Origin of the sequence: Kocuria dechangensis (assembly GCF_014636775.1) — a bacterium.
Lineage (GTDB): Bacteria > Actinomycetota > Actinomycetes > Actinomycetales > Micrococcaceae > Kocuria > Kocuria dechangensis.
This window is the reverse complement of sequence record NZ_BMEQ01000008.1, coordinates 1-19,488: the sequence shown is the minus strand read 5'-3', so window position 1 is coordinate 19,488 and position 19,488 is coordinate 1. Positions and strand designations below refer to the sequence as shown.

Annotated in this window: 15 protein-coding genes; 9 read left to right on the top strand and 6 right to left on the bottom strand. The window is 72.5% G+C overall.

Features of this window, described 5'->3' with window-relative positions:
* Nucleotides 1-109: 109 nt before the first annotated feature.
* From IEW07_RS09205 to IEW07_RS09190, 4 genes are all read right to left on the bottom strand, one after another.
* Nucleotides 110-1,666 carry an RNA polymerase sigma factor gene (locus IEW07_RS09205; RefSeq protein WP_188536498.1) on the bottom strand — a complete coding sequence of 519 codons (1,557 nt, stop codon included), beginning with the start codon at nucleotides 1,664-1,666 and terminating at the stop codon, nucleotides 110-112.
* A 232-nt stretch (nucleotides 1,667-1,898) separates the two neighbouring features.
* Nucleotides 1,899-3,299, bottom strand: coding sequence for a DUF4192 family protein (locus IEW07_RS09200; RefSeq protein WP_188536497.1), 1,401 nt, complete (start codon nucleotides 3,297-3,299; stop codon nucleotides 1,899-1,901).
* 144 nt (nucleotides 3,300-3,443) lie between these two features.
* Nucleotides 3,444-4,739: an MFS transporter gene (locus tag IEW07_RS09195; RefSeq protein ID WP_188536495.1), complete on the bottom strand. Its 1,296-nt coding sequence runs from the start codon at nucleotides 4,737-4,739 to the stop codon at nucleotides 3,444-3,446.
* A 93-nt stretch (nucleotides 4,740-4,832) separates the two neighbouring features.
* A complete protein-coding gene (locus IEW07_RS09190; protein ID WP_188536493.1) occupies nucleotides 4,833-5,750 on the bottom strand; it encodes a PAC2 family protein in 918 nt (305 codons plus the stop codon).
* A 304-nt stretch (nucleotides 5,751-6,054) separates the two neighbouring features.
* On the opposite strand from IEW07_RS09190, the gene IEW07_RS09185 reads away from it, so the two are divergent.
* From IEW07_RS09185 to IEW07_RS09170, 4 genes are all read left to right on the top strand, one after another.
* Nucleotides 6,055-7,635 (top strand): leucyl aminopeptidase, encoded by a 1,581-nt coding sequence (locus IEW07_RS09185; RefSeq protein ID WP_188536491.1) that lies wholly within the window; start codon nucleotides 6,055-6,057, stop codon nucleotides 7,633-7,635.
* A 148-nt stretch (nucleotides 7,636-7,783) separates the two neighbouring features.
* The gene (gene lpdA, locus IEW07_RS09180; RefSeq protein WP_188536489.1) at nucleotides 7,784-9,151 is read left to right on the top strand and encodes a dihydrolipoyl dehydrogenase; all 1,368 of its coding nucleotides are present in this window, start codon (nucleotides 7,784-7,786) and stop codon (nucleotides 9,149-9,151) included.
* A gap of 107 nt (nucleotides 9,152-9,258) precedes the next feature.
* The gene (sucB, locus tag IEW07_RS09175; protein ID WP_188536487.1) at nucleotides 9,259-11,514 is read left to right on the top strand and encodes a 2-oxoglutarate dehydrogenase, E2 component, dihydrolipoamide succinyltransferase; all 2,256 of its coding nucleotides are present in this window, start codon (nucleotides 9,259-9,261) and stop codon (nucleotides 11,512-11,514) included.
* A 114-nt stretch (nucleotides 11,515-11,628) separates the two neighbouring features.
* Entirely contained in the window at nucleotides 11,629-11,976 is a 348-nt protein-coding gene (locus IEW07_RS09170) for a hypothetical protein (protein WP_188536485.1), read from the top strand.
* A 40-nt stretch (nucleotides 11,977-12,016) separates the two neighbouring features.
* On the opposite strand, the gene IEW07_RS09165 is transcribed toward IEW07_RS09170, so the two are convergent.
* Nucleotides 12,017-13,597 (bottom strand): hypothetical protein, encoded by a 1,581-nt coding sequence (locus IEW07_RS09165; protein ID WP_188536483.1) that lies wholly within the window; start codon nucleotides 13,595-13,597, stop codon nucleotides 12,017-12,019.
* A 94-nt stretch (nucleotides 13,598-13,691) separates the two neighbouring features.
* On the opposite strand from IEW07_RS09165, the gene lipB reads away from it, so the two are divergent.
* The 3 genes from lipB (at nucleotide 13,692) to IEW07_RS09150 (ending at nucleotide 16,364) form a co-directional block, all read left to right on the top strand.
* Complete coding sequence (gene lipB, locus IEW07_RS09160; protein WP_188536481.1) at nucleotides 13,692-14,393, top strand: lipoyl(octanoyl) transferase LipB; 702 nt, start codon at nucleotides 13,692-13,694, stop codon at nucleotides 14,391-14,393.
* 70 nt (nucleotides 14,394-14,463) lie between these two features.
* On the top strand, nucleotides 14,464-15,471 hold the full coding sequence (lipA, locus tag IEW07_RS09155; RefSeq protein WP_188536479.1) for a lipoyl synthase: 1,008 nt from the start codon (nucleotides 14,464-14,466) through the stop codon (nucleotides 15,469-15,471).
* Between the two features lie 107 nt (nucleotides 15,472-15,578).
* Nucleotides 15,579-16,364, top strand: a complete 786-nt coding sequence (locus tag IEW07_RS09150; RefSeq protein ID WP_188536477.1) for a DUF4191 domain-containing protein — start codon at nucleotides 15,579-15,581, stop codon at nucleotides 16,362-16,364.
* 90 nt (nucleotides 16,365-16,454) lie between these two features.
* Here the strand turns inward: IEW07_RS09150 and IEW07_RS09145 are convergent, their stop codons facing one another.
* On the bottom strand, nucleotides 16,455-16,898 hold the full coding sequence (locus IEW07_RS09145) for an RDD family protein (protein ID WP_188536475.1): 444 nt from the start codon (nucleotides 16,896-16,898) through the stop codon (nucleotides 16,455-16,457).
* Between the two features lie 241 nt (nucleotides 16,899-17,139).
* On the opposite strand from IEW07_RS09145, the gene glnA reads away from it, so the two are divergent.
* Together glnA and IEW07_RS09135 are read left to right on the top strand one after the other, a co-directional pair.
* The gene (glnA, locus tag IEW07_RS09140) at nucleotides 17,140-18,564 is read left to right on the top strand and encodes a type I glutamate--ammonia ligase (protein ID WP_188536473.1); all 1,425 of its coding nucleotides are present in this window, start codon (nucleotides 17,140-17,142) and stop codon (nucleotides 18,562-18,564) included.
* Between the two features lie 396 nt (nucleotides 18,565-18,960).
* Entirely contained in the window at nucleotides 18,961-19,428 is a 468-nt protein-coding gene (locus IEW07_RS09135; RefSeq protein ID WP_188536472.1) for a hypothetical protein, read from the top strand.
* Nucleotides 19,429-19,488: the final 60 nt, after the last annotated feature.

Genomic DNA, 19,488 nt, shown 5'->3' with positions numbered 1-19,488 from the left:
CGACCGGCCGACGGCGGGTCGACACTCAGAGGGCCCCGACACCGTGTGGTGTCGGGGCCCTCTGCGCGTCGCCGGGCCGCCCGCCCCCGGAGGGAGCGGGCGGGAGCCGTCAGTCCAGGTAGTCGCGCAGCACCTGCGAACGGGACGGGTGGCGCAGCTTCGACATGGTCTTGGACTCTATCTGGCGGATCCGCTCGCGGGTCACGCCGTAGACCTTGCCGATCTCGTCGAGGGTCTTCGGCTGGCCGTCGGTCAGCCCGAAGCGCATCGCCACGACCCCGGCCTCCCGCTCGGAGAGCGTGTCCAGGACCGAGTGCAGCTGCTCCTGCAGGAGCGTGAAGCTCACGGCGTCCGCGGGCACCACGGCCTCCGAGTCCTCGATGAGGTCGCCGAACTCGGAGTCCCCGTCCTCGCCGAGCGGGGTGTGCAGGGAGATCGGCTCGCGGCCGTACTTCTGCACCTCGACGACCTTCTCGGGGGTCATGTCCAGCTCGTTGGCCAGCTCCTCCGGGGTGGGCTCGCGGCCGAGGTCCTGCAGCATCTGCCGCTGGACGCGGGCGAGCTTGTTGATGACCTCGACCATGTGCACCGGGATGCGGATGGTGCGGGCCTGGTCGGCCATGGCGCGGGTGATGGCCTGGCGGATCCACCACGTGGCGTAGGTGGAGAACTTGAAGCCCTTCGTGTAGTCGAACTTCTCGACCGCACGGATCAGGCCCAGGTTGCCCTCCTGGATCAGGTCCAGGAACAGCATGCCGCGGCCGGTGTAGCGCTTGGCGAGGGAGACGACCAGGCGCAGGTTGGCCTCGAGCAGGTGGTTCTTGGCCCGCTTGCCGTCGTGGATCACCCAGCGCAGCTCCTTGCGGGTCTGTGGGTCCAGGGAGTCCTTCTGCTCGGCGAGCTTGTGCTCGGCGTAGAGGCCGGCCTCGATCCGCAGGGCGAGGTCTACCTCCTGCTCGGCGTTCAGCAGCGCGACCTTGCCGATCTGCTTGAGGTAGTCCTTGACCGGGTCCGCCGTCGCGCCGGCGGAGACGACCTGCTGGGCGGGGGCGTCGTCGTCGTCGTTGGCGGTGATGACGAAGCCGGAGGTCTTCTCGTCCTTCCGGACCACCGGGGTCTCCTCGACCTCCTCGGCCTCCTCCGCCTCGGCTCCCTCCTCGACCTCCTCGACGACCACCGTCTCGTCGGTGAGGTCCACCTCGATGTCGGTGTCGTCGACGACCACGTCCTCCTCGAGCTCCGTGTCGACGTCCTTGGCCGCCTTCTCGCGAGGGGCCACGGCCTTCTTGCGGCCGGTGGCGCGCTTGGCGGCGGGTGCCCCGGCGGCATCCTCCGTGGTCCCGGCCTGGGCGCCGGCGGCCCTGCTCGCCGTCGCCTTGGTGGCGGTGGTCTTCGTGGCGGTGGTCTTCGCCGACACGCCCTTCGTGGCCGTGGTCCTGGCCCCGGCCGACTTGGTGGTCGACGGCTTGGCTGCCGTCGACCTGGCGGCTGTGGTCTTCTTGGCGGCCACAGTCTTCTTGGCCGCGGTGGACTTCGCCGCGGAGGTCTTCGTCCGCGACGACGTGCCGGTGGCCGGGGCCTCGGTCCCGGACGTGGACTGCGGGTCCCCGGTGAGCGGGGCCTCCGCAGCGGTGTCCGTCGTCTTCTTGCTGGCGGCAGGTGACACTGAGAGCCTTTCGTTGAACGGTCACGGCGGCCGCCCTCGGGGCAACACGCCTATGACCCTGTCAAGTCCGTGCGCCGGGCGTCGTCCGGCGCGGCAGGCTTGAAGGGTCCTGACAGCCCGAACCACCCCCGCACGGGATTTGTTCCCGGTCCGCCCCAGGATCCCGAAAAACCACGTGGAGAGGTCGCGGAGGAGGCTGCCGGGGAGAGCGCTGAGGGGCGGGCCGGGGTGCTCACCCGTGCCACGCCGTGCTCCGGTCCCGGGCCCACAGCGGGACCGGGCGGGCGTCGGCCAGCCGCAGCACCCGCAGGGCCGGCGCGTGTCCGGGGACGAGCGACGTGGCCCGGCGGACGAAGTGGGCGGTGTGCGAGCCCCGGGCCCGGAAGCGGTTCAGCTGCGCGAGCTCGACCAGCACGCCGGCCATCGCCGCGGCCTGCTCCGCCCCGTCCGGGCCCCTCCCCCGCCGCGCGCCCGGGACGGGCTCGAGCAGCCAGGCCAGGCCCAGCAGCACCCGGTACAGGGCGTCCAGCCGGCGCCAGTCCGGGGCGTGCTCCCACTCCCCGGCCAGCACGCGGGTGAGCCGGACGAGCTGCACGGCGTCCGGCTCGGGCGCGCTCCGCGGCCCGGGGGCCTGAGGACCACCCGGCCGCTGCCGCCCCGCGCCCGGCGGGGCCGGTGGCACGGGCGGCACCGGCGGCACGTCCGGCGGGAGCGGCCGCAGGGACGGCCCGAACAGCTCCCCGGCGCCGCCGCCCGGCCCCGGCGCGCCCTCGAAGGTCTCGTCGCACAGCTCGGCCCACATCGCGGCCGCGGCCAGGACGCCCTCGCCGTCGTCCGCCGCGGTGGCGGTGTCGGCCAGCAGCAGGTCGGCGAGCACCGGCTCGGCCAGGCCGGCCGCCAGGAAGCCCAGCAGGTCGTCGTCGAGGGCGAGCAGGGGGCCCTGCCAGTCGTCGCCGGCGGCCACGACGCGCTCGAGCACGGCGCGCCAGGCCGCGAGCGTGTCCGCCACCCGCTCCAGGTGGTGCCAGGCGCCCCCGCCCGCGCGGACCCACCGCGCCGCGGCGGCGGCGACGCCGCGGGCCGTCCCCTCGGGCAGGGCCCCGTACTCGTGGTCCATGGCCTGCCGGGGTCCGGACGCCCAGGAGCTGCCCGTGGCGATCAGCGCGGCGTTGACGGCGCTGTCCAGGACGGCGGCGACGTCGTGCACCTCGGCCGGGTCCTCGGCGGGCCACCAGCGGTCGCCGGCCACCACCCAGCGGGCGGCCACCGTGCGGTCGGCCCGTGCGGCCGCCTCGTCCACGAGCGCGAGCACCTCCGCCACCCCGTCGGGCCCGCCGTCGGGGCCGTCCCCCGGGGAGAGGCCGGTGTAGACGATGGCGAAGACGCGGTCGCTCACGGCGTCGTGGCCCACCAGCTCGGCGAGCTCCTCGACGAAGGTCGCCGCGAAGCGGACGCCGACGGGCCGGCGCGGGAGGTCCACGCGCACGCAGGCCCCGGCCGTGGTCCGGCCCGCGGCGAACAGGACGAGGGAGTCGGCCGGCCAGTAGCCGAGGGTGTGGGGCACGACGGCGAGGAGGTCGGCGGCGCACCGCACGACGGGGACGAAGGGATCACGGGTGGTGTGCTCGCTCATGCGCCCAGGATGGGCCTCCGCGCGGACCCGCGCCCCGGAGTCCACCCGGCTGGGGACGCCGGCCGGACGGCGGTGTCCCCGGCCGCCGGGGTGCAGTGCGGACGGACCGTGCGGACGGGCGGGGCTGCCGGGCGGTCCGGCGCCTCAGGCGGCGTCGGTGCCGTGCCGGCGGCGCACCCGGCGGGCGGTGGCCAGCACTCCGGCGACCCCGAGCGCCGCCACGAGGTACTGCGCGGCGATCGCCAGCCGGAACGAGTCCGGGGCGTAGAGCTCGTCGCGGAAGCCGGCGGCGTGCAGGAGGTCGAGGACGAGCCCGGTGACGAAGATCGCCAGGACCGTGGCGGTGAAGCCGCCGACGTTGACGATCCCGGAGGCCGTGCCCGACCGGCGCGGCGGGTTGAAGCTGCGGGCGACGTCGAAGGCGATCATCGAGGCGGGCATGCTCACGGCGATCACGCACACCGCCAGGAGCACGACCGGCTCCGGGGCGGTGCCGGGCCACACCAGCAGGACCGTCCACGTGCCGAAGATGATCGCCGTGACGATCAGGGACAGCCGGACGCGGTGCCCCGGGTGCCGGGCGGTGAGCCGGCCCAGGACGAGGCCCACGGCCAGGTTGGTGAGGACGAACGAGGTCATGACCACGGAGATCGTGGTGTCCGACAGGCCCTGCGCGTACTCCAGGTAGGGGTAGCCCCACATCAGCGCGAACGTGTTGCCGGCGAACTGGGTGGTGAAGTGCACCCAGAAGGCCAGCCGGGTGCCCGGCTCGGCCACGCTCTCCCGCAGCACCTGGCCCGTGCGGCGCAGGCTGAGGTCCCGGTTGAGGACGTCGACCCCCGGCGGGGCGTTGCGGAGCAGCGCCGCGGAGAGCACGGCGCCCAGCAGGGCGAGGGCGGCCAGCGCGCCGAACGAGGAGGTCCAGCCCGCGCGGTCGAGCAGCCACGCGAAAGGGATGATCGAGACCAGCTGGCCCACGTTGCCCACCACGCCCAGGAGCTGGGTCAGCAGCGGGACCCGCAGGGCCGAGAACCAGGCCGGGATCAGCCGCATCACGCACACGAACGTGGTCGCATCCCCCGCGCCGACCAGCACGCGTCCCGCCACGCCCTCGGGGACCGTGTCCGCGAGCGCGAGCTGCACCTGCCCGGCCGCCATGAGGAGACCGCCGGCGGCCACCATGATCCGCGAGCCGTAGCGGTCCACGAGCACGCCCACGGGGACCTGCAGCCCCGCGTAGACGAGGACCTGCATGAGGGAGAACATCGACAGCGTGGACGCCGCGGTGCCGAAGCGCTCGGCGGCGTCCACGGAGGCGACGCCGAAGCTGGTCCGGTGGGCGACGGCGCTGAAGTAGGCGAACATGCCGATCCCGTAGACCAGGCAGGCCCAGCGGGAGTCCTTCCCGGGCTCGTGGGGGCGGGACCGGTTCGGGTTCATGCACTTCGCTCTCGGGACGGGGTCCGGGCCCACGCCCGGGACGGCACGGCCGTCCCGGGCGGCGGCGGGACCGGCCCCGCGCCGGACGGCGGGTCAGTCCTGCTCGTCCTCCTGGGCGGCGAGGAAGGCCTCGACCGCGGCACCGATCTCGTCGGCGTCGGGGAGCTCGGACTCGTCCCCGACCAGCAGCGAGCGGGGGGCCGAGGCATCGACGACGTCATCGTAGCGCTGTTCCAGTCCGGTCACGACCGCCTGCACCTCGGGCGAGGCGTGGACCTGCTGGTCGATCTGGCGCTCGATGTCCCGGGCCGCCTCCCGGAGCTCGTCCGAGGGGAGGGTGAGCGAGGTCACGGCGCTGATGTGCTCCAGGGCGGCCACCGCGGCGTGCGGCAGGTGCGCGTCCGCGAGGTACTGGGGCACGTGGACGGTGAAGCCGATGTTGTCGATCCCGGCCTCGGTCAGCCGGATCTCCAGCAGCTGAGCGGCCGAGGCGCTCATCTCGACCACGGGCTTCCAGGCGTGCTTGGTCGGCAGCAGGTCGGCACGGCTGCCGTGCACCGAGACCAGGAAGGGCCTGGTGTGCGGCACGGGCATGGGGATGCCCGAGACGATCGCGACGAGCGAGACGTCCATGCGGCGGGCCAGGCCCACCACGGCCTCCGTGAACCGGTTCCACTGCAGGTCCGGCTCGGGGCCGGTGAGCAGCGCGAAGCTGCGCCCGAGGGCGTCGGTGACCAGCCGCAGGGACAGCTCCGGGTTCTGGAACCGCTCGAAGTGGTCCTCCACGAAGCGCACGTGCGGGCGGCGGGCCCGGTAGTCGTAGAGCTGGTCGAGGTCGAAGCGGGCGACGACCTCGTGCGGCAGCCCCTCGGTGATCGCGTGCTCGATCTGCACGGCCACGTGCCCGGCCTCCGCGTAGCCGGACAGGGCGACGATCAGCGGCAGGCCTCGAACCCGGGCGTCCTCGAGCAGCGCGGGATTGCTCAGGTACAGCGAGGTGGGGTCCAGCACAGCTCTTCCTCCTGGTGGTCGGACGGGGATGTCGGCGGGGACCTCCTGCGGGCGCCGGTGGGTGCCCGGGGGTCCGTGGGACGGCCCGTCGTGGCACGTCCCGGATCATGTCAACCCCCTGACGGCCCTGCCTTATTCCCCGCCGCACTCCCGCCGCACTCCCGTCGCGCTCCCTGCCGCGTCGCCCCCGGGGAGGCCCCGGGGGCGGGGCTAGGATCGACAGCACGCCTGCCGGACGGGCCCCGGGGCGCCACGAGCGGCCCCGCGCCGGCCCGGCCGGTCCGACCCAGCGAAAGGACGACCCATGCCCGACGTACAGGACCTGCTCGAGCCCCGGGGCATCGAGCTCACCGCCACCCACAAGGCCCTCACCCGCACCACGGCGCACGCCCTGGTGCTCGGCGTCGAGAAGGCGGACCGGGACGGCGCGGGCCAGGAGAAGAAGGAGAACGACGGCGCGGGCCGCGTCGTGCTCCCCGCCGGTGAGCAGAAGAAGCTGTCCTCCGTGGTGGAGGCCGCCGCGGTCCTGCGGGTCGGCGGCGCCGCCGACGAGGTCACCGTCCTGCCCTCGCCGGCCGGGCTGCCCTTCACCGTCGTGGTGCTGACGGGGCTGGGCACGCTGCCCGAGGAGCCCGCCGCCCGCGCCGAGGCCCTGCGCCGCGCCACGGGCGCCGCAGTGCGCCGCCTCGCCGGCACGGACTCCGCCGTCATCGCCCTGCCCGTGGCCTCCGAGCAGGACGCCGCCGCGGTGGCCGAGGGGGCCGCCTTCGGCGCGTTCGCGTTCGCCCACCAGCGGGCCCGCACCTCCGGCTCGGTCAAGCCGCCGCTGGGCTCCGCCGTCGTGCACGCCCCCGAGGTGCCCCGCGACGCGCTGGGCCGCTGCCTCGACCGCGCCGCCGCCCTCGGGCGCGGGGTGCGGGCCGCCCGCACCCTCGTGGACCTCTCCCCCAACGTCAGCTACCCGGAGGCGGTCGCCGACTACGCCCGGCACGCCGTGAAGGGCACCAGGGTCTCCGTGAGCGTGCTCGCCGAGAAGGAGCTCGCCAAGGGCGGCTTCGGCGGCCTCCTGGGCGTCGGCCAGGGCTCCGTGCACGGGCCCCGCCTCGTCAAGCTCGAGTACGCGCCCGCCCGGGCCACCCGGCACTACGCCTACGTGGGCAAGGGCATCACCTTCGACTCCGGCGGGCTGTCCCTCAAGCCCCCGGCCTCGATGATGACCATGAAGTCGGACATGGCCGGGGCCGCGGCCGTCCTCGCCACCGTGCTGACGGCCGCGGAGCTCGGCCTGCCGGTGAAGGTCACCGGCTGGCTGTGCCTCGCCGAGAACCTGCCGTCCGCCACCGCCACCCGCCCGGGCGACGTGATCACCATCCGCGGCGGGCGCACCGTCGAGGTGCTCAACACCGACGCCGAGGGCCGGCTGGTCCTCGCCGACGGCCTCGTGGCCGCCTGCGAGGAGGGCCCGGACGCGGTCGTCGACATCGCCACCCTCACCGGCGCCCAGCTGGTGGCCCTCGGCGCGCGCACCGCCGGGGTCATGGGCGACGAGGAGCTGCGCACCGCCGTGGTCGACGCCGCGCGCGCGGCGGGCGAGGACGCCTGGGCCATGCCCCTGCCCGAGCACCTGCGCGCGTCGCTGGACTCCAAGGTCGCCGACATCAAGAACGTGGGCGACAAGCAAGGCGGCATGCTCGTGGCGGCCCTCTTCCTGCGGGAGTTCGTCGCGGACGCCGGGAGCACCCGCGTGCCGTGGGCGCACGTCGACATCGCGGGCCCCTCCTTCAACGAGTCCGCCCCCTACGGGTACACCCCGGCCGAGGGCACCGGAGCGGGCGTCCGGACCCTCGTGCGGCTGCTCGAGAACGCGGTGGCCGAGCGCCGCTGAGGGCCTCCGCCACGCCCCGCCGCCGGGGGAGCCGCCTCTTGGAAGCTCCCTCGGCGGTAGGGATAAGGTATGTACGAAGTGAACTGAACCTGTCACCGGACGGGTGCCCCCACCCGGAACGAAGTCAACGCGCAAGGGAGCCAAACACGTGGCCGACAACGAATTCGACATCCTCGTCCTCGGCGGAGGCAGCGCGGGCTACGCCGCCGCGCTGCGCGCCGTCCAACTCGGTTTCACGGTGGGCCTGGTCGAGAAGAACAAGCTCGGGGGCACCTGCCTCCACTGGGGCTGCATCCCCACCAAGGCCTACCTGCACTCCGCCGAGCTGGCCGAGGACGCCCGCGAGAGCTCCAAGTACGGGGTGCACACCACCCTGGAGTCCATCGACATGGCCGCCGTGCGGGACTACAAGGACAAGATCGTCGCCGGCAAGTTCAAGGGCCTCTCGGGCCTCATGAAGATGCGCAAGGTCACGGTCATCGAGGGCGTCGGGAAGCTCACCGGGCAGAACACCGTCGACGTGGACGGCACCACCTACACCGGCAAGCACATCGTCCTGGCCTCCGGCTCCGTCTCCAAGACCCTCGGCGTCGAGATCGGCGGCCGCGTGATGACCTCCACCGAGGCGCTGGAGATCGACTTCGTCCCCAAGAGCGCGATCGTGCTCGGCGGCGGCGTGATCGGCTGCGAGTTCGCCTCCATGTGGAAGTCCTTCGGCGTGGACGTCACCATCATCGAGGGCCTGCCGAACCTCGTCGCCAACGAGGACCCGTCGATCATCAAGGTCCTCGAGCGCGAGTTCAAGAAGCGCGGCATCAAGTCCAACCTCGGGACGTTCTTCGAGAAGGTCGAGCAGGACGACAACGGCGCGAAGGTCACCCTCGCGGACGGCAAGGTCTTCGAGGCCGACATCGTCCTGGTCGCCGTGGGCCGCGGGCCGAACACCGCGGACATGGGCTACGAGGAGCAGGGCATCCCGATGGACCGGGGCTTCGTCACCCCGAACGAGCGCCTCCACACCGGCGTGGGCAACATCTACGCGATCGGCGACATCGTCCCCGGCGTGCAGCTCGCGCACCGCGGCTACCAGCAGGGCCGTTTCGTCGCCGAGGAGATCGCCGGGCTCAACCCCGCCGTGGTCGAGGACGTGAACGTCCCCAAGGTGACCTTCACCGAGCCCGAGATCGCCTCCGTCGGCTACAACGAGCCGCAGGCCAAGGAGAAGTTCGGCGCGGACAACGTCGAGGTCGCCGAGTACAACCTCGCCGGCAACGGCAAGAGCTCGATCCTGGGCACCGGCGGCATCATCAAGCTCGTGCGCCAGAAGGACGGCCCCATCGTCGGGTTCCACGGGATCGGCAAGCGCATCAGCGAGCAGATCGGCGAGGGCCAGCTCATCGTCAACTGGGAGGCCTACCCCGAGGACGTCGCCGCGTTCATCCACGCCCACCCCACCCAGAACGAGGCCCTCGGCGAGGCCGCCATGGCGCTCGCCGGGATGCCGCTGCACGGCTGATCCGGCCGGGCCCCGCCCTCCGGGGCGGGGCCTCCCACAGCACCCCGGACCCGGGCCCAGCCCGGACCGCACCCACACGAAGGCACCGAAAGAAAGACGGTCGGACCATGTCAGAAACCGTAAACCTGCCCGCACTGGGCGAATCCGTGACCGAGGGCACCGTCACCCGGTGGCTCAAGCAGGTCGGCGACGAGGTCGCCGTCGACGAGCCCCTGGTCGAGGTCTCCACCGACAAGGTCGACACCGAGATCCCCTCCCCCGTCGCGGGCGTGATCGAGGAGATCCTGGTGCAGGAGGACGAGGACGTCGAGGTCGGCGCCCCGCTGGTCGTCATCGGTGACGGCTCGGGCTCCGGCGGATCCGCGCAGCCCTCCCCCGAGCAGGCCACGGAGGCCGCCACCGAGGCCGAGACCCCGGAGGCGACCGACGAGGCCGCCGAGCAGAAGGCCCCCGAGCAGAAGGCACCGGAGCAGAAGGCACCGGAGCAGGCGCCCCAGGCGCAGGCCCAGCCCACCGGCGAGGGCACCGAGATCACCCTGCCCGCCCTGGGCGAGTCCGTCACCGAGGGCACCGTCACCCGGTGGCTCAAGCAGATCGGCGACGAGGTCGCCGTCGACGAGCCCCTGCTGGAGGTCTCCACCGACAAGGTCGACACCGAGGTCCCCTCCCCGGTCGCGGGCACCCTGCTCGAGATCCGGGTCCAGGAGGACGAGGACGCCGAGGTCGGCCAGGTCCTGGCCGTCATCGGCTCCGGCGCCCCCACCGAGAAGGCCCCCGAGCAGCCCGCTCAGAAGCCCTCCCCCGAGCAGGCCACGGAGGCCGCCACCGAGGCCGAGACCCCGGAGGCGACCGACGAGGCCGCCGAGCAGAAGGCCCCCGAGCAGAAGGCACCGGAGCAGGCGCCCCAGGCGCAGGCCCAGCCCACCGGCGAGGGCACCGAGATCACCCTGCCCGCCCTGGGCGAGTCCGTCACCGAGGGCACCGTCACCCGGTGGCTCAAGCAGATCGGCGACGAGGTCGCCGTCGACGAGCCCCTGCTGGAGGTCTCCACCGACAAGGTCGACACCGAGGTCCCCTCCCCGGTCGCGGGCACCCTGCTCGAGATCCGGGTCCAGGAGGACGAGGACGCCGAGGTCGGCCAGGTCCTGGCCGTCATCGGCTCCGGCGCCCCCACCGAGAAGGCCCCCGAGCAGCCCGCCCAGAAGCCGGCCGAGAAGGCCCCGGCCGCCGCGGCCGAGAAGGCCCCGACGGCCGGTGGCGAGGGCTACGAGGGCGCGGCCGCCGGGAAGCCGGAGGCCGCTCCGTCCCGCGACGAGGCCCTCGTGAAGACGGAAGAGCCCGTCATGGCCGAGACCTCCGGCGCGGAGCAGAAGGCCGCCGCGGAGGAGCAGCCGCAGGTGAGCGGCGCCGGCGCCGCCGAGGCCGGCGCCTATGTGACCCCGCTGGTCCGCAAGCTGGCCAAGAAGGAGGGCGTGGACCTCTCCACGGTCACCGGCACGGGCGTGGGCGGACGGATCCGCAAGCAGGACGTCCTCGCCGCGGCCGAGCAGCAGAAGTCCGCCGCCCCCGAGGCACCGGCCGCCGCGGCCCCGGAGCAGCCCGCCGCGAAGGCTGCCGCCCCGGCCCCGAAGCCCGACGCCAAGCGCGGGACCACGGAGAAGGCGCCGCGGATCCGGCTCACCATCGCCCAGCGCATGCGCGAGTCCCTCCAGGAGTCCGCGCAGCTCACGCAGGTCACCGAGGTGGACATGACCCGCGTGGCGGTGCTGCGGGACAAGGCCAAGGCGAAGTTCCAGGAGCGCGAGGGCGCCAAGCTGACCTACCTGCCCTTCTTCGCGAAGGCGGTGGCCGAGGCCCTGCAGGCGCACCCCAAGCTCAACGCCACCTTCAAGGAGGCCGAGAAGGAGATCGTCTACAACGGCTCGGAGAACATCGCGATCGCGGTGGACACCCCGAAGGGCCTGCTCGTCCCGGTGATCAAGAACGCCGGCGACCTCAACCTGGGCGGGCTCGCCAAGCAGATCGCCGACCTGGGCTCCCGGGCCAAGGAGGGCAACATCACGCCGGACGACCTGACCGGCGGCACCTTCACGATCACGAACCTGGGCTCCTTCGGCGCCCTGTTCGACACCCCGATCATCAACCAGCCGCAGGTCGCCATCCTCGGCACGGGCTCGATCGTGAAGCGGCCGATGGTGATCTCCGACGCCGACGGCAACGACACCATCGCCATCCGGCAGATGTGCTACCTGTCGCTGACCTACGACCACCGGCTGGTCGACGGCGCCGACGCGGGCCGCTTCCTCCAGGCGCTCAAGGCGCGCCTCGAGGAGGGCCGCTTCGAGTCGGAGGTCGGTCTCTGACCGGTCCGGTCACCGGCCGCTGACGCGCGGCAGCGCCACGGGAGGGCGTGTTCCTGGTCACAGGGACACGCCCTCCCGTCCGTCCCCGGAGGCCGCTCGGATAGGCTCGAGTCCATGACTTTCGTGACCGGACTCCTCGTCTTCCTGCACCTCGTCGGCGCCGCCATCATCGTGGGCACATGGATCTACACCATGAAGAAGCCCGCGGTCTCCCCGGGGCAGTTCCACGCCTCCCTGCTCAGCCTGGTCACGGGCCTGCTGCTCGTGGGGATCTACGAGATGGGTGACGCGGACGTCAACCACGCCAAGATCGGCGTCAAGCTCGTCCTCGCCCTGGTCGTGGCGGTCGCGGCCTTCGTCGGCCAGCGCAGGACCAAGCGTGGCGAGGCCGTCTCGACCGGCCTGGCCCACGCGGTGGGCGGCACGGCCCTGCTGAACATGGCGGTGGCCGCCATCTGGTGAGCCCCTCCCCCCCCCTCTGTCCGACCCCCGGCGCCGCTCGTCAGCGCCGGGGGTCGTCCGTTGCCGGGAGCGACCCGGACGGCGCGCCCTCCCCCGCGGGAGCGACCTCGCGCACCCGCCATCGCTCCCCGTCGGCCACCAGGACGACGTCGACCGTCTGCACCCAGCCGTTGCCGGCCGGGACGACGGCGAGCCCCGGTCCCGGCGTCCCCCGGTACCCCTGCATGCGGACCTCCGCCCGGTAGACGGCCGTCGTCCCCGCGGCGACGTCCCGGCCGGCGGGCGCCGGTCCCAGCGGCGCCACGGCCACCACCTCCAGCACCAGTTCCCCGAACGGGTCGTCGCCCGACCCGCGGTCGCGCGCGACGGTGCGGCGGTCGGCCTCCAGCGCGGCGCCGGGCTCGTAGACCTCCTCGAGCAGGCGGAGGTCCCCGGTCCGCAGCGCCTGCCCGCGCCGGGCCACCAGCTCCCGCAGCGCCCGCTCGGGGTCCTCGCGGACCGGTGCGGCTTCCGCCGCCGGCTTCTCCTCCGCTGATTTCTCCTCCGACGGCTGCCCCGCTCGCTCCTCCGCCGCCGGCTTCTCCATTGCCGGTGCCCCCGCCGCCGCCCCGGACGGCGCGTCCGACGGGACGTCCTGCGGGGCCGGGGCCACGGCCGCCGGCGGTGGGGCGGCCTCCTGCTCCGGCCAGGCCAGGAGAGCGGCGCCCCCGGCGACCAGCCCGGCGGCACCGGCGAGCAGGAGCACGCGACGGCCGCCCGGCCCGCGGGCCGGGCGGGGGACACCGGCGGGCTCCCCCGCGGCCGGCTCGTCCGGTGTCCCCGCCGGGGACTCATCGCCCAGGACCCGGACCAGTTCCCCGGCCGACGGCCGCTCGGCGGCGTCGGCGGCGAGGGCGGCCTCCACGCACCGGAGCAGCCGGCGCGGCGCGGTGGGGCACAGCAGGGCCAGGGACACCCTCCGGCCGTTCCCCGCCGGCACACGACCGGTGAGGGCCGCCCAGGCCACGGCGGCGAGGTCCCGGACGTCCTCCTCGGGCCGCCCACCGCCCGTCACGCCGGCGAGCCGCGCCCGGTCCTCGGCGTCGAACACGACCCGGCGGGCGGAGATCCGCCCGTGGCTCCGGCCCAGCTCGTGCAGCCGGGCCAGGCCCGCGGCCGTCGCCCGCAGCACGGCCGCCACCTCCTCGGGCCCCAGCCGTCCCCGGGCGGCGAGACGCTCGGCGAGCGAGCCGCCGGGCGCGTGGTCCTCGACGAGCCCCAGGGGCGCTCCCGCGGGGCCCAGGAGCCCGCGGACGGCGACCAGCCCGTCCGCCTCGAGCCGTGCGAGGCCGGTCGCCACCGCCTGGGCCGCCGCGACCGACGCCTGCCGCTCAGGGCTGCCCTCCGGGGCGCACAGGCGCAGCACGAACAGCTCCCCGGAGCGGGTCTCCCGCACCAGCCAGGTGCGGCCCCCGCCGCCCAGCTCCCGCACGGGCCGCAGCCCGTCCGTCTCCGGGAGCCGCACGCCGTCCGGGCCGTCTCCAGGGAGAGGGCGGTCCGCACGGACCGCGGCCGCGAGCCGGGCGCGCGGCGAGCCCGCCCGTGCAGGGCCGCCCGACGGGCCGTCCGTGCGCTCTCTCATGCCCCCAGGATGCCTGCGCGGGCCCTCCGCCCGCGGAGGCTGTCCACAGGGCCGGCGGCCGTTCACGTCCGAGGAGGGCGGTAGTCTTGAAGGCATGCCACTCTCCTTCGAACGACTCGGCTTCGACCCCGACCTCGTCGACTACCGCGCGGCACTGGAGCTGCAGCGGAACGTGCACCGCGAGGTCGTGGCCGGGGAACGAGCCAACACCGTGCTCCTGCTGGAGCACCCGCCCGTCTACACGGCCGGCCGGCGCACCGAGCCCCACGAGTACCCGTACGACGGCACGGAGGTCGTGGAGATCGGCCGCGGGGGCAAGCTCACCTTCCACGGTCCCGGCATGCTCGTGGGCTACCCGATCGTGCGGCTGACCACGCCCATCGACGTCGTGAAGTTCGTGCGGGTGCTCGAGCAGGTGATCATCGCCGTCGTCGCCGACTTCGGGGTCGCCGCCACCACGGTGGAGGGCCGCTCCGGGGCCTGGATCCTGGCGGACGAGCACGGTCCCGACCGCAAGATCTCGGCCATCGGGGTGCAGGTCTCCAAGCGGACGACCATGCACGGGTTCGCGCTCAACTGCTCGAACGACCTGCGCCCGTTCGGCAAGATCATCCCCTGCGGCATCACCGACGCCTCCGTCACGAGCATCACCCAGGAGACAGGGCGGCTCGTGACCCCGGCCATGGTGGCCGAGCGCATGGAACAGGAAATTTCCGCCCGCCGGGACGAGTTGTGCCAAGAGTTCACCCCTGCCGGCACGCCCGGCCCGCTGCCCTGGCCCACCACCGTCAGCTGACCCGCGCCCGTCCCGGGACCACCGGGACAGTGAGCACACCACCGTCGACATCTCGACAAGGAGACCGACCATGACCGTTGCCCCCGAGGGCCGCCGACTGCTGCGCGTCGAGGCGCGCAACGCCCAGACGCCGATCGAGAAGAAGCCCTCCTGGCTCAAGAACACGGCCCGGATGGGCCCGGAGTTCCAGGAGCTGAAGTCGCTCGCGCGCGGCAAGGGCCTGCACACGGTGTGCGAGGAGGCCGGCTGTCCCAACATCTACGAGTGCTGGGAGGACCGGGAGGCCACGTTCCTCATCGGGGGGTCCAAGTGCACGCGCCGCTGCGACTTCTGCGACATCGCCACCGGCAAGCCGGACCTGCTGGACGTCACCGAGCCCCGCAAGGTCGCGGAGTCCGTCAAGGAGCTCGGCCTGCGCTACGCGACCGTCACCGGCGTGGCCCGAGACGACCTCGACGACGGCGGGGCCTGGCTGTACGCCGAGACGATCCGCGCCATCCACACGCTCAACCCGCACACCGGCGTGGAGATCCTCATCCCGGACTTCCAGGGCAAGCCGGACCGGTTGCAGCAGGTCATCGACGCGCAGCCCGAGGTCTTCGCGCACAACGTGGAGACCGTGCCCCGCATCTTCCGCGAGATCCGCCCCGCGTTCACCTACGAGCGCTCCCTGGACGTCATCACGCAGGGCAAGGAGGCGGGAATGATCACCAAGTCGAACCTGATCCTCGGCATGGGCGAGACCACGGAGGAGATCCACGAGGCGCTGTGCGACCTCCACGACGCAGGGTGCGACATCATCACGCTGACGCAGTACCTGCGCCCGTCGCCCCTGTTCCACCCGATCGACCGGTGGGTGAAGCCCGAGGAGTTCGTGGAGCTGTCCGAGCAGGCCGAGGAGATCGGCTTCCTGGGCGTCATGGCCGGCCCCATGGTCCGGTCCTCCTATCGCGCCGGCCGGCTGTGGGCCCGCGCCATGGAGAAGTCCGGCCGGGAGATCCCCTCGCACCTGGCACACATCGAGGACACCGGGAGCGCCTCGCAGGAGGCCTCCTCGCTCGTGCAGCGCCTGGGCTGAGCGCCCACCCGCTAAACTGGAGGACGACCACGGGCGGGGCCCCTCACAGGGACCCGCCACTGTGGTCCCCGAACCACTGCCACCGCACCACAGGACGAGGTCTCACCGTGTCACCTTCCCACGCCAAGTCGCGCTCCACGTCGCGGTCCTCCTCCCCCGGGAAGGCCGCGGAGAAGCCGACCCGGGCGCAGAAGCGCGAGGACAAGAAGCGCCGGAAGGCTGCCAAGGGCCCGGGCTTCCTCAGCCAGATCAAGCAGGTCTTCCGCATGACCCGCGAAGTCGAGCCGAACATCGGCTGGTGGATGCTGCTGATCGGCCTCGGCGTCCTGCTCGCGTTCCTGCTGGTCGGCGTGCTGACCGGCAACTGGATCACCTGGCTGCTCATCGGCCTGCCCTTCGCCGTGCTGGCGGCCTCCTTCTTCCTTTCCCGCCGCGCCGAGCGCGCGGCGTTCGCGCGCATCGAGGACCAGCCCGGCGCCGCCGGCGCCGCCCTGTCCGCCCTGCGCCGCGGCTGGATCGTGGAGGAGCAGCCCGCGGCCATGGACCCCCGCACCAAGGACCTCGTCTTCCGCGCGGTGGGCCGCCCCGGCGTCGTCCTCGTGACGGAGGGTCCCGCGAACCGGGTGGACAAGCTCGTGACCAAGGAGCGGCGCCGGCTCGGCCCCGTCATCCAGAACGTGCCGATCCACGTCCTCAAGACCGGCAAGGGCGAGGGCCAGGTGCCCCTGCGCGAGCTGTCGAAGCGGATGAACAAGCTGGAGAAGAAGCTCACCAAGCAGGAGGTGCAGACCGTGCACAAGCGGATGAGCACCCTGGGCAACCGGCTGCCCATCCCCAAGGGCGTGGACCCCATGCGGGCCCGCCCGGACCGCAAGGCCATGCGCGGCCGCTGAGCCCCCGCCTTCCACGGGACGACGACGGCGCCCCTCACCTCGCGAGGTGAGGGGCGCCGTCGTCCGTCGTGGTACCGGGAAGACCCGGGCTCAGCGGGTCCGGACGAGGACGGTGTTCGCCGCGCGGTCGTGGAGGCCGCGCTGGTCGGGGTCGAAGACGACCGGCGGGACCAGGAGGCACAGGAGCACGGAGCGCACGGCGGCGCGGGCGAAGCCCACGGGCCGCCCCTCCATCGTCTGCACCTGCAGGCCGAGGACGAAGTGCCCGGGGGTGTGCCCGGTCGCGCCCACGAGCACGACGTTGAGCACGAGGAGGAAGCCGAGGGTCACCAGACCGTGCTCGTTCCACTGCGGCAGCAGCCACTGGGCGAGCGCCCAGCACAGGTACCAGTCGACCAGCAGCGCCACCAGGCGCCGCCCGAAGCGGCCGACCGAGCCGGGGCCCTCCTCCGGCCGGCCGAGGCGCTGCCCCGGGTACTGCTGGCCGGTCTGCGGCCCTTCGAGCCAGGAGCCCACGTCGCGTCTGTCGATCATTGCTCCAGCGTATCCGCCGCGCCCGACACCCCGGTCCGGCCCCCTCTCTCCCCTAGACTGGCAGGCAACCGTGCCCCGTCGGGGCGCCCTGCCCGGCGCAACGGCGAGTGCGGCGTGTAACACCGCGGAAACACGAGGGATACGGCGCATTAATCCCCGGTCCGTAGCGTGGACACCGGAAAAGGGCGCAGTGCCCCGCCACGGCACCGCCGCCCAGCCCACCTATGAAGGAGAACAGCTGATGTTCCAGACACCCGAGGAAGTCCTCACGTTCATCAAGGACGAGGAAATCGTCTTCGTCGACATCCGGTTCACGGATCTGCCCGGCGTGCAGCAGCACTTCAACCTCCCGGCCAAGGCGGTGGACGACGACTTCTTCGAGCACGGTCAGCTGTTCGACGGCTCCTCCATCCGTGGCTTCCAGGGCATCGCCGAGTCCGACATGCAGCTCATCCCGGACCCGACCTCCGCGTTCGTCGACCCGTTCCGCGTCGAGAAGACGCTCGTGGTGACCTGCTCCATCGTCAACCCGCGCACCGGTGAGCCCTACCACCGCGACCCCCGCGGCGTGGCCGAGCGCGCCGAGGCCTACATGGCCTCCACCGGCATCGCCGACGTCGCCAACTTCGCCTCCGAGGCCGAGTTCTTCATCTTCGAGGACGTCCGCTTCGACGTGCAGCCCCAGGGCTCCTTCTACCAGGTCGACTCCGACGAGGCCCCCTGGAACTCCGGGCGCAAGGAGGAGGGTGGCAACCTGAGCAACAAGACCCTCACCAAGGGCGGCTACTTCCCGGTCTCCCCCGTCGACAAGCAGGCGGACCTGCGCGACGCCATGTGCGTGGCGATGGACGAGGTCGGCCTCGAGGTCGAGCGCTCCCACCACGAGGTCGGCGCCCCGGGCCAGGCGGAGATCAACTACCGCTACAACACCCTCACCAAGGCCGCGGACGACCTGCTGAAGTTCAAGTACGTCATCAAGAACACCGCGGACGCCTTCGGCAAGACCGCCACGTTCATGCCGAAGCCGGTCTACAACGACAACGGCTCGGGCATGCACTGCCACCAGTCCCTGTGGAAGGGCAGCGAGCCGCTGTTCTACGACGAGAAGGGCTACGCGGGTCTGTCCGACCTCGCCCGCTGGTACATCGGCGGCCTGCTGGAGCACTCCTCCGCCGTCCTGGCGTTCACCAACCCGACCGTGAACTCCTACCGCCGCCTGGTCAAGGGCTTCGAGGCCCCGGTCAACATGGTCTACTCGCAGGGCAACCGCTCCGCCGGCATCCGCATCCCGATCACGGGCACCAACCCCAAGGCCAAGCGCCTGGAGTTCCGCGCCCCGGACCCATCCTGCAACCCGTACCTCGCGTTCGCGGCGCAGCTGATGGCCGGCCTGGACGGCATCCGCAACCGCATCGAGCCGGCCGACCCGATCGACAAGGACCTCTACGAGCTCCCGCCGGAGGAGGCCAAGGACATCAAGAAGGCCCCGGGCACCCTGGAGGAGGCCCTGCTGGCCCTCGAGGCCGACCACGAGTTCCTGCTGGCCGGTGACGTGTTCACCGAGGACCTCATCGAGACCTGGATCGACTACAAGCGCGAGAACGAGCTCAAGCCGCTGTCGCTCGTCCCGCACCCGCTTGAGTTCCAGCTCTACTACGGCGTCTAAGAGGAGAACGTAGCGGCGGCGCCGCCAGTCCTTATCGAGTCCGCCCCGGCTGCGATCGCAGCCGGGGCGGACTCCTCCGTTTCCGGCCTCAGACATGCGTCCGTGTCCAATGTCGTAGTCGCGGACTCGTGCCTCATGCCAGCCGGCACCGTCCTGGTGTCCTGGCTGGCCCGAATGAGCAATGAGGCGGACAAGTGCTGGAGGTCATGGACCCGGAGCCCCTCAGGCACCGCGGATACCGGCCGCGTCACTGAGGAGGGCCGCTTGACGGCACGGGCGCCGACCAGGTGCTCCGCCGAGTCCTCCCGTGTCCCGATCGTAACCGTCACAATCGTCGATTCGCCCAGGCCCACCCGTAGTTTGGGGAAGCTTCATTACTTCGATCAGGGGGATGCCATGAAGACATGGAAGAAGTTGGTGGCGGGCACGACCGTGGCAGGAACTCTGCTGGGGGGTTTCGGGCTCGCCGGTGTTGCTGTCGCCGCTCCACCGGAGCCCGTCACGTTCACCGACATCTGGCGGTGTGACGGCTTCAAGGTCCAGGTGGAGGCCGAGGGCGACGCGGGGTTCATTGAAGTCCCCGGCTTGGACGAGTTCATCACCACGTCGCCGAACACCACTGTGACACTGACAAATCTCAAGAACGGCAACAGCGTCACCTACAAGGTCAATGGCACGTTCCACATCGAGAGCGACGGCAGGCTCACTGTGGTCACGGCAACCGGGGTGAATCTCTTGTCGACCCCTGAACCCGGCATCTATCTGATCTCGGGCAATGTCACTTTCACCGTCCGGGGGAAGAAGGAGATCGAACGGTTCTCTGGACCCGGCAACGTCACGGACGTTTGTGAGGTCCTGGCCTAGACGGTATGTAGTGACCGCCCGGGTGCGCTGGGGGTTGCGGGCCGGGGCCTCACTCACTGA

Bases quoted from the DNA above. Each gene is read 5' to 3' on its own strand.
- IEW07_RS09185 (WP_188536491.1), top strand. From the start codon at position 6,055: ATGCCCGACGTACAGGACCTGCTCGAGCCCCGGGGCATCGAGCTCACC.
- IEW07_RS09165 (WP_188536483.1), bottom strand. From the start codon at position 13,597: ATGAGAGAGCGCACGGACGGCCCGTCGGGCGGCCCTGCACGGGCGGGC.
- sucB (WP_188536487.1), top strand. From the start codon at position 9,259: ATGTCAGAAACCGTAAACCTGCCCGCACTGGGCGAATCCGTGACCGAG.
- lipB (WP_188536481.1), top strand. From the start codon at position 13,692: ATGCCACTCTCCTTCGAACGACTCGGCTTCGACCCCGACCTCGTCGAC.
- IEW07_RS09145 (WP_188536475.1), bottom strand. From the start codon at position 16,898: ATGATCGACAGACGCGACGTGGGCTCCTGGCTCGAAGGGCCGCAGACC.
- IEW07_RS09170 (WP_188536485.1), top strand. From the start codon at position 11,629: ATGACTTTCGTGACCGGACTCCTCGTCTTCCTGCACCTCGTCGGCGCC.
- IEW07_RS09195 (WP_188536495.1), bottom strand. From the start codon at position 4,739: ATGAACCCGAACCGGTCCCGCCCCCACGAGCCCGGGAAGGACTCCCGC.
- IEW07_RS09200 (WP_188536497.1), bottom strand. From the start codon at position 3,299: ATGAGCGAGCACACCACCCGTGATCCCTTCGTCCCCGTCGTGCGGTGC.
- IEW07_RS09135 (WP_188536472.1), top strand. From the start codon at position 18,961: ATGAAGACATGGAAGAAGTTGGTGGCGGGCACGACCGTGGCAGGAACT.
- glnA (WP_188536473.1), top strand. From the start codon at position 17,140: ATGTTCCAGACACCCGAGGAAGTCCTCACGTTCATCAAGGACGAGGAA.
- lipA (WP_188536479.1), top strand. From the start codon at position 14,464: ATGACCGTTGCCCCCGAGGGCCGCCGACTGCTGCGCGTCGAGGCGCGC.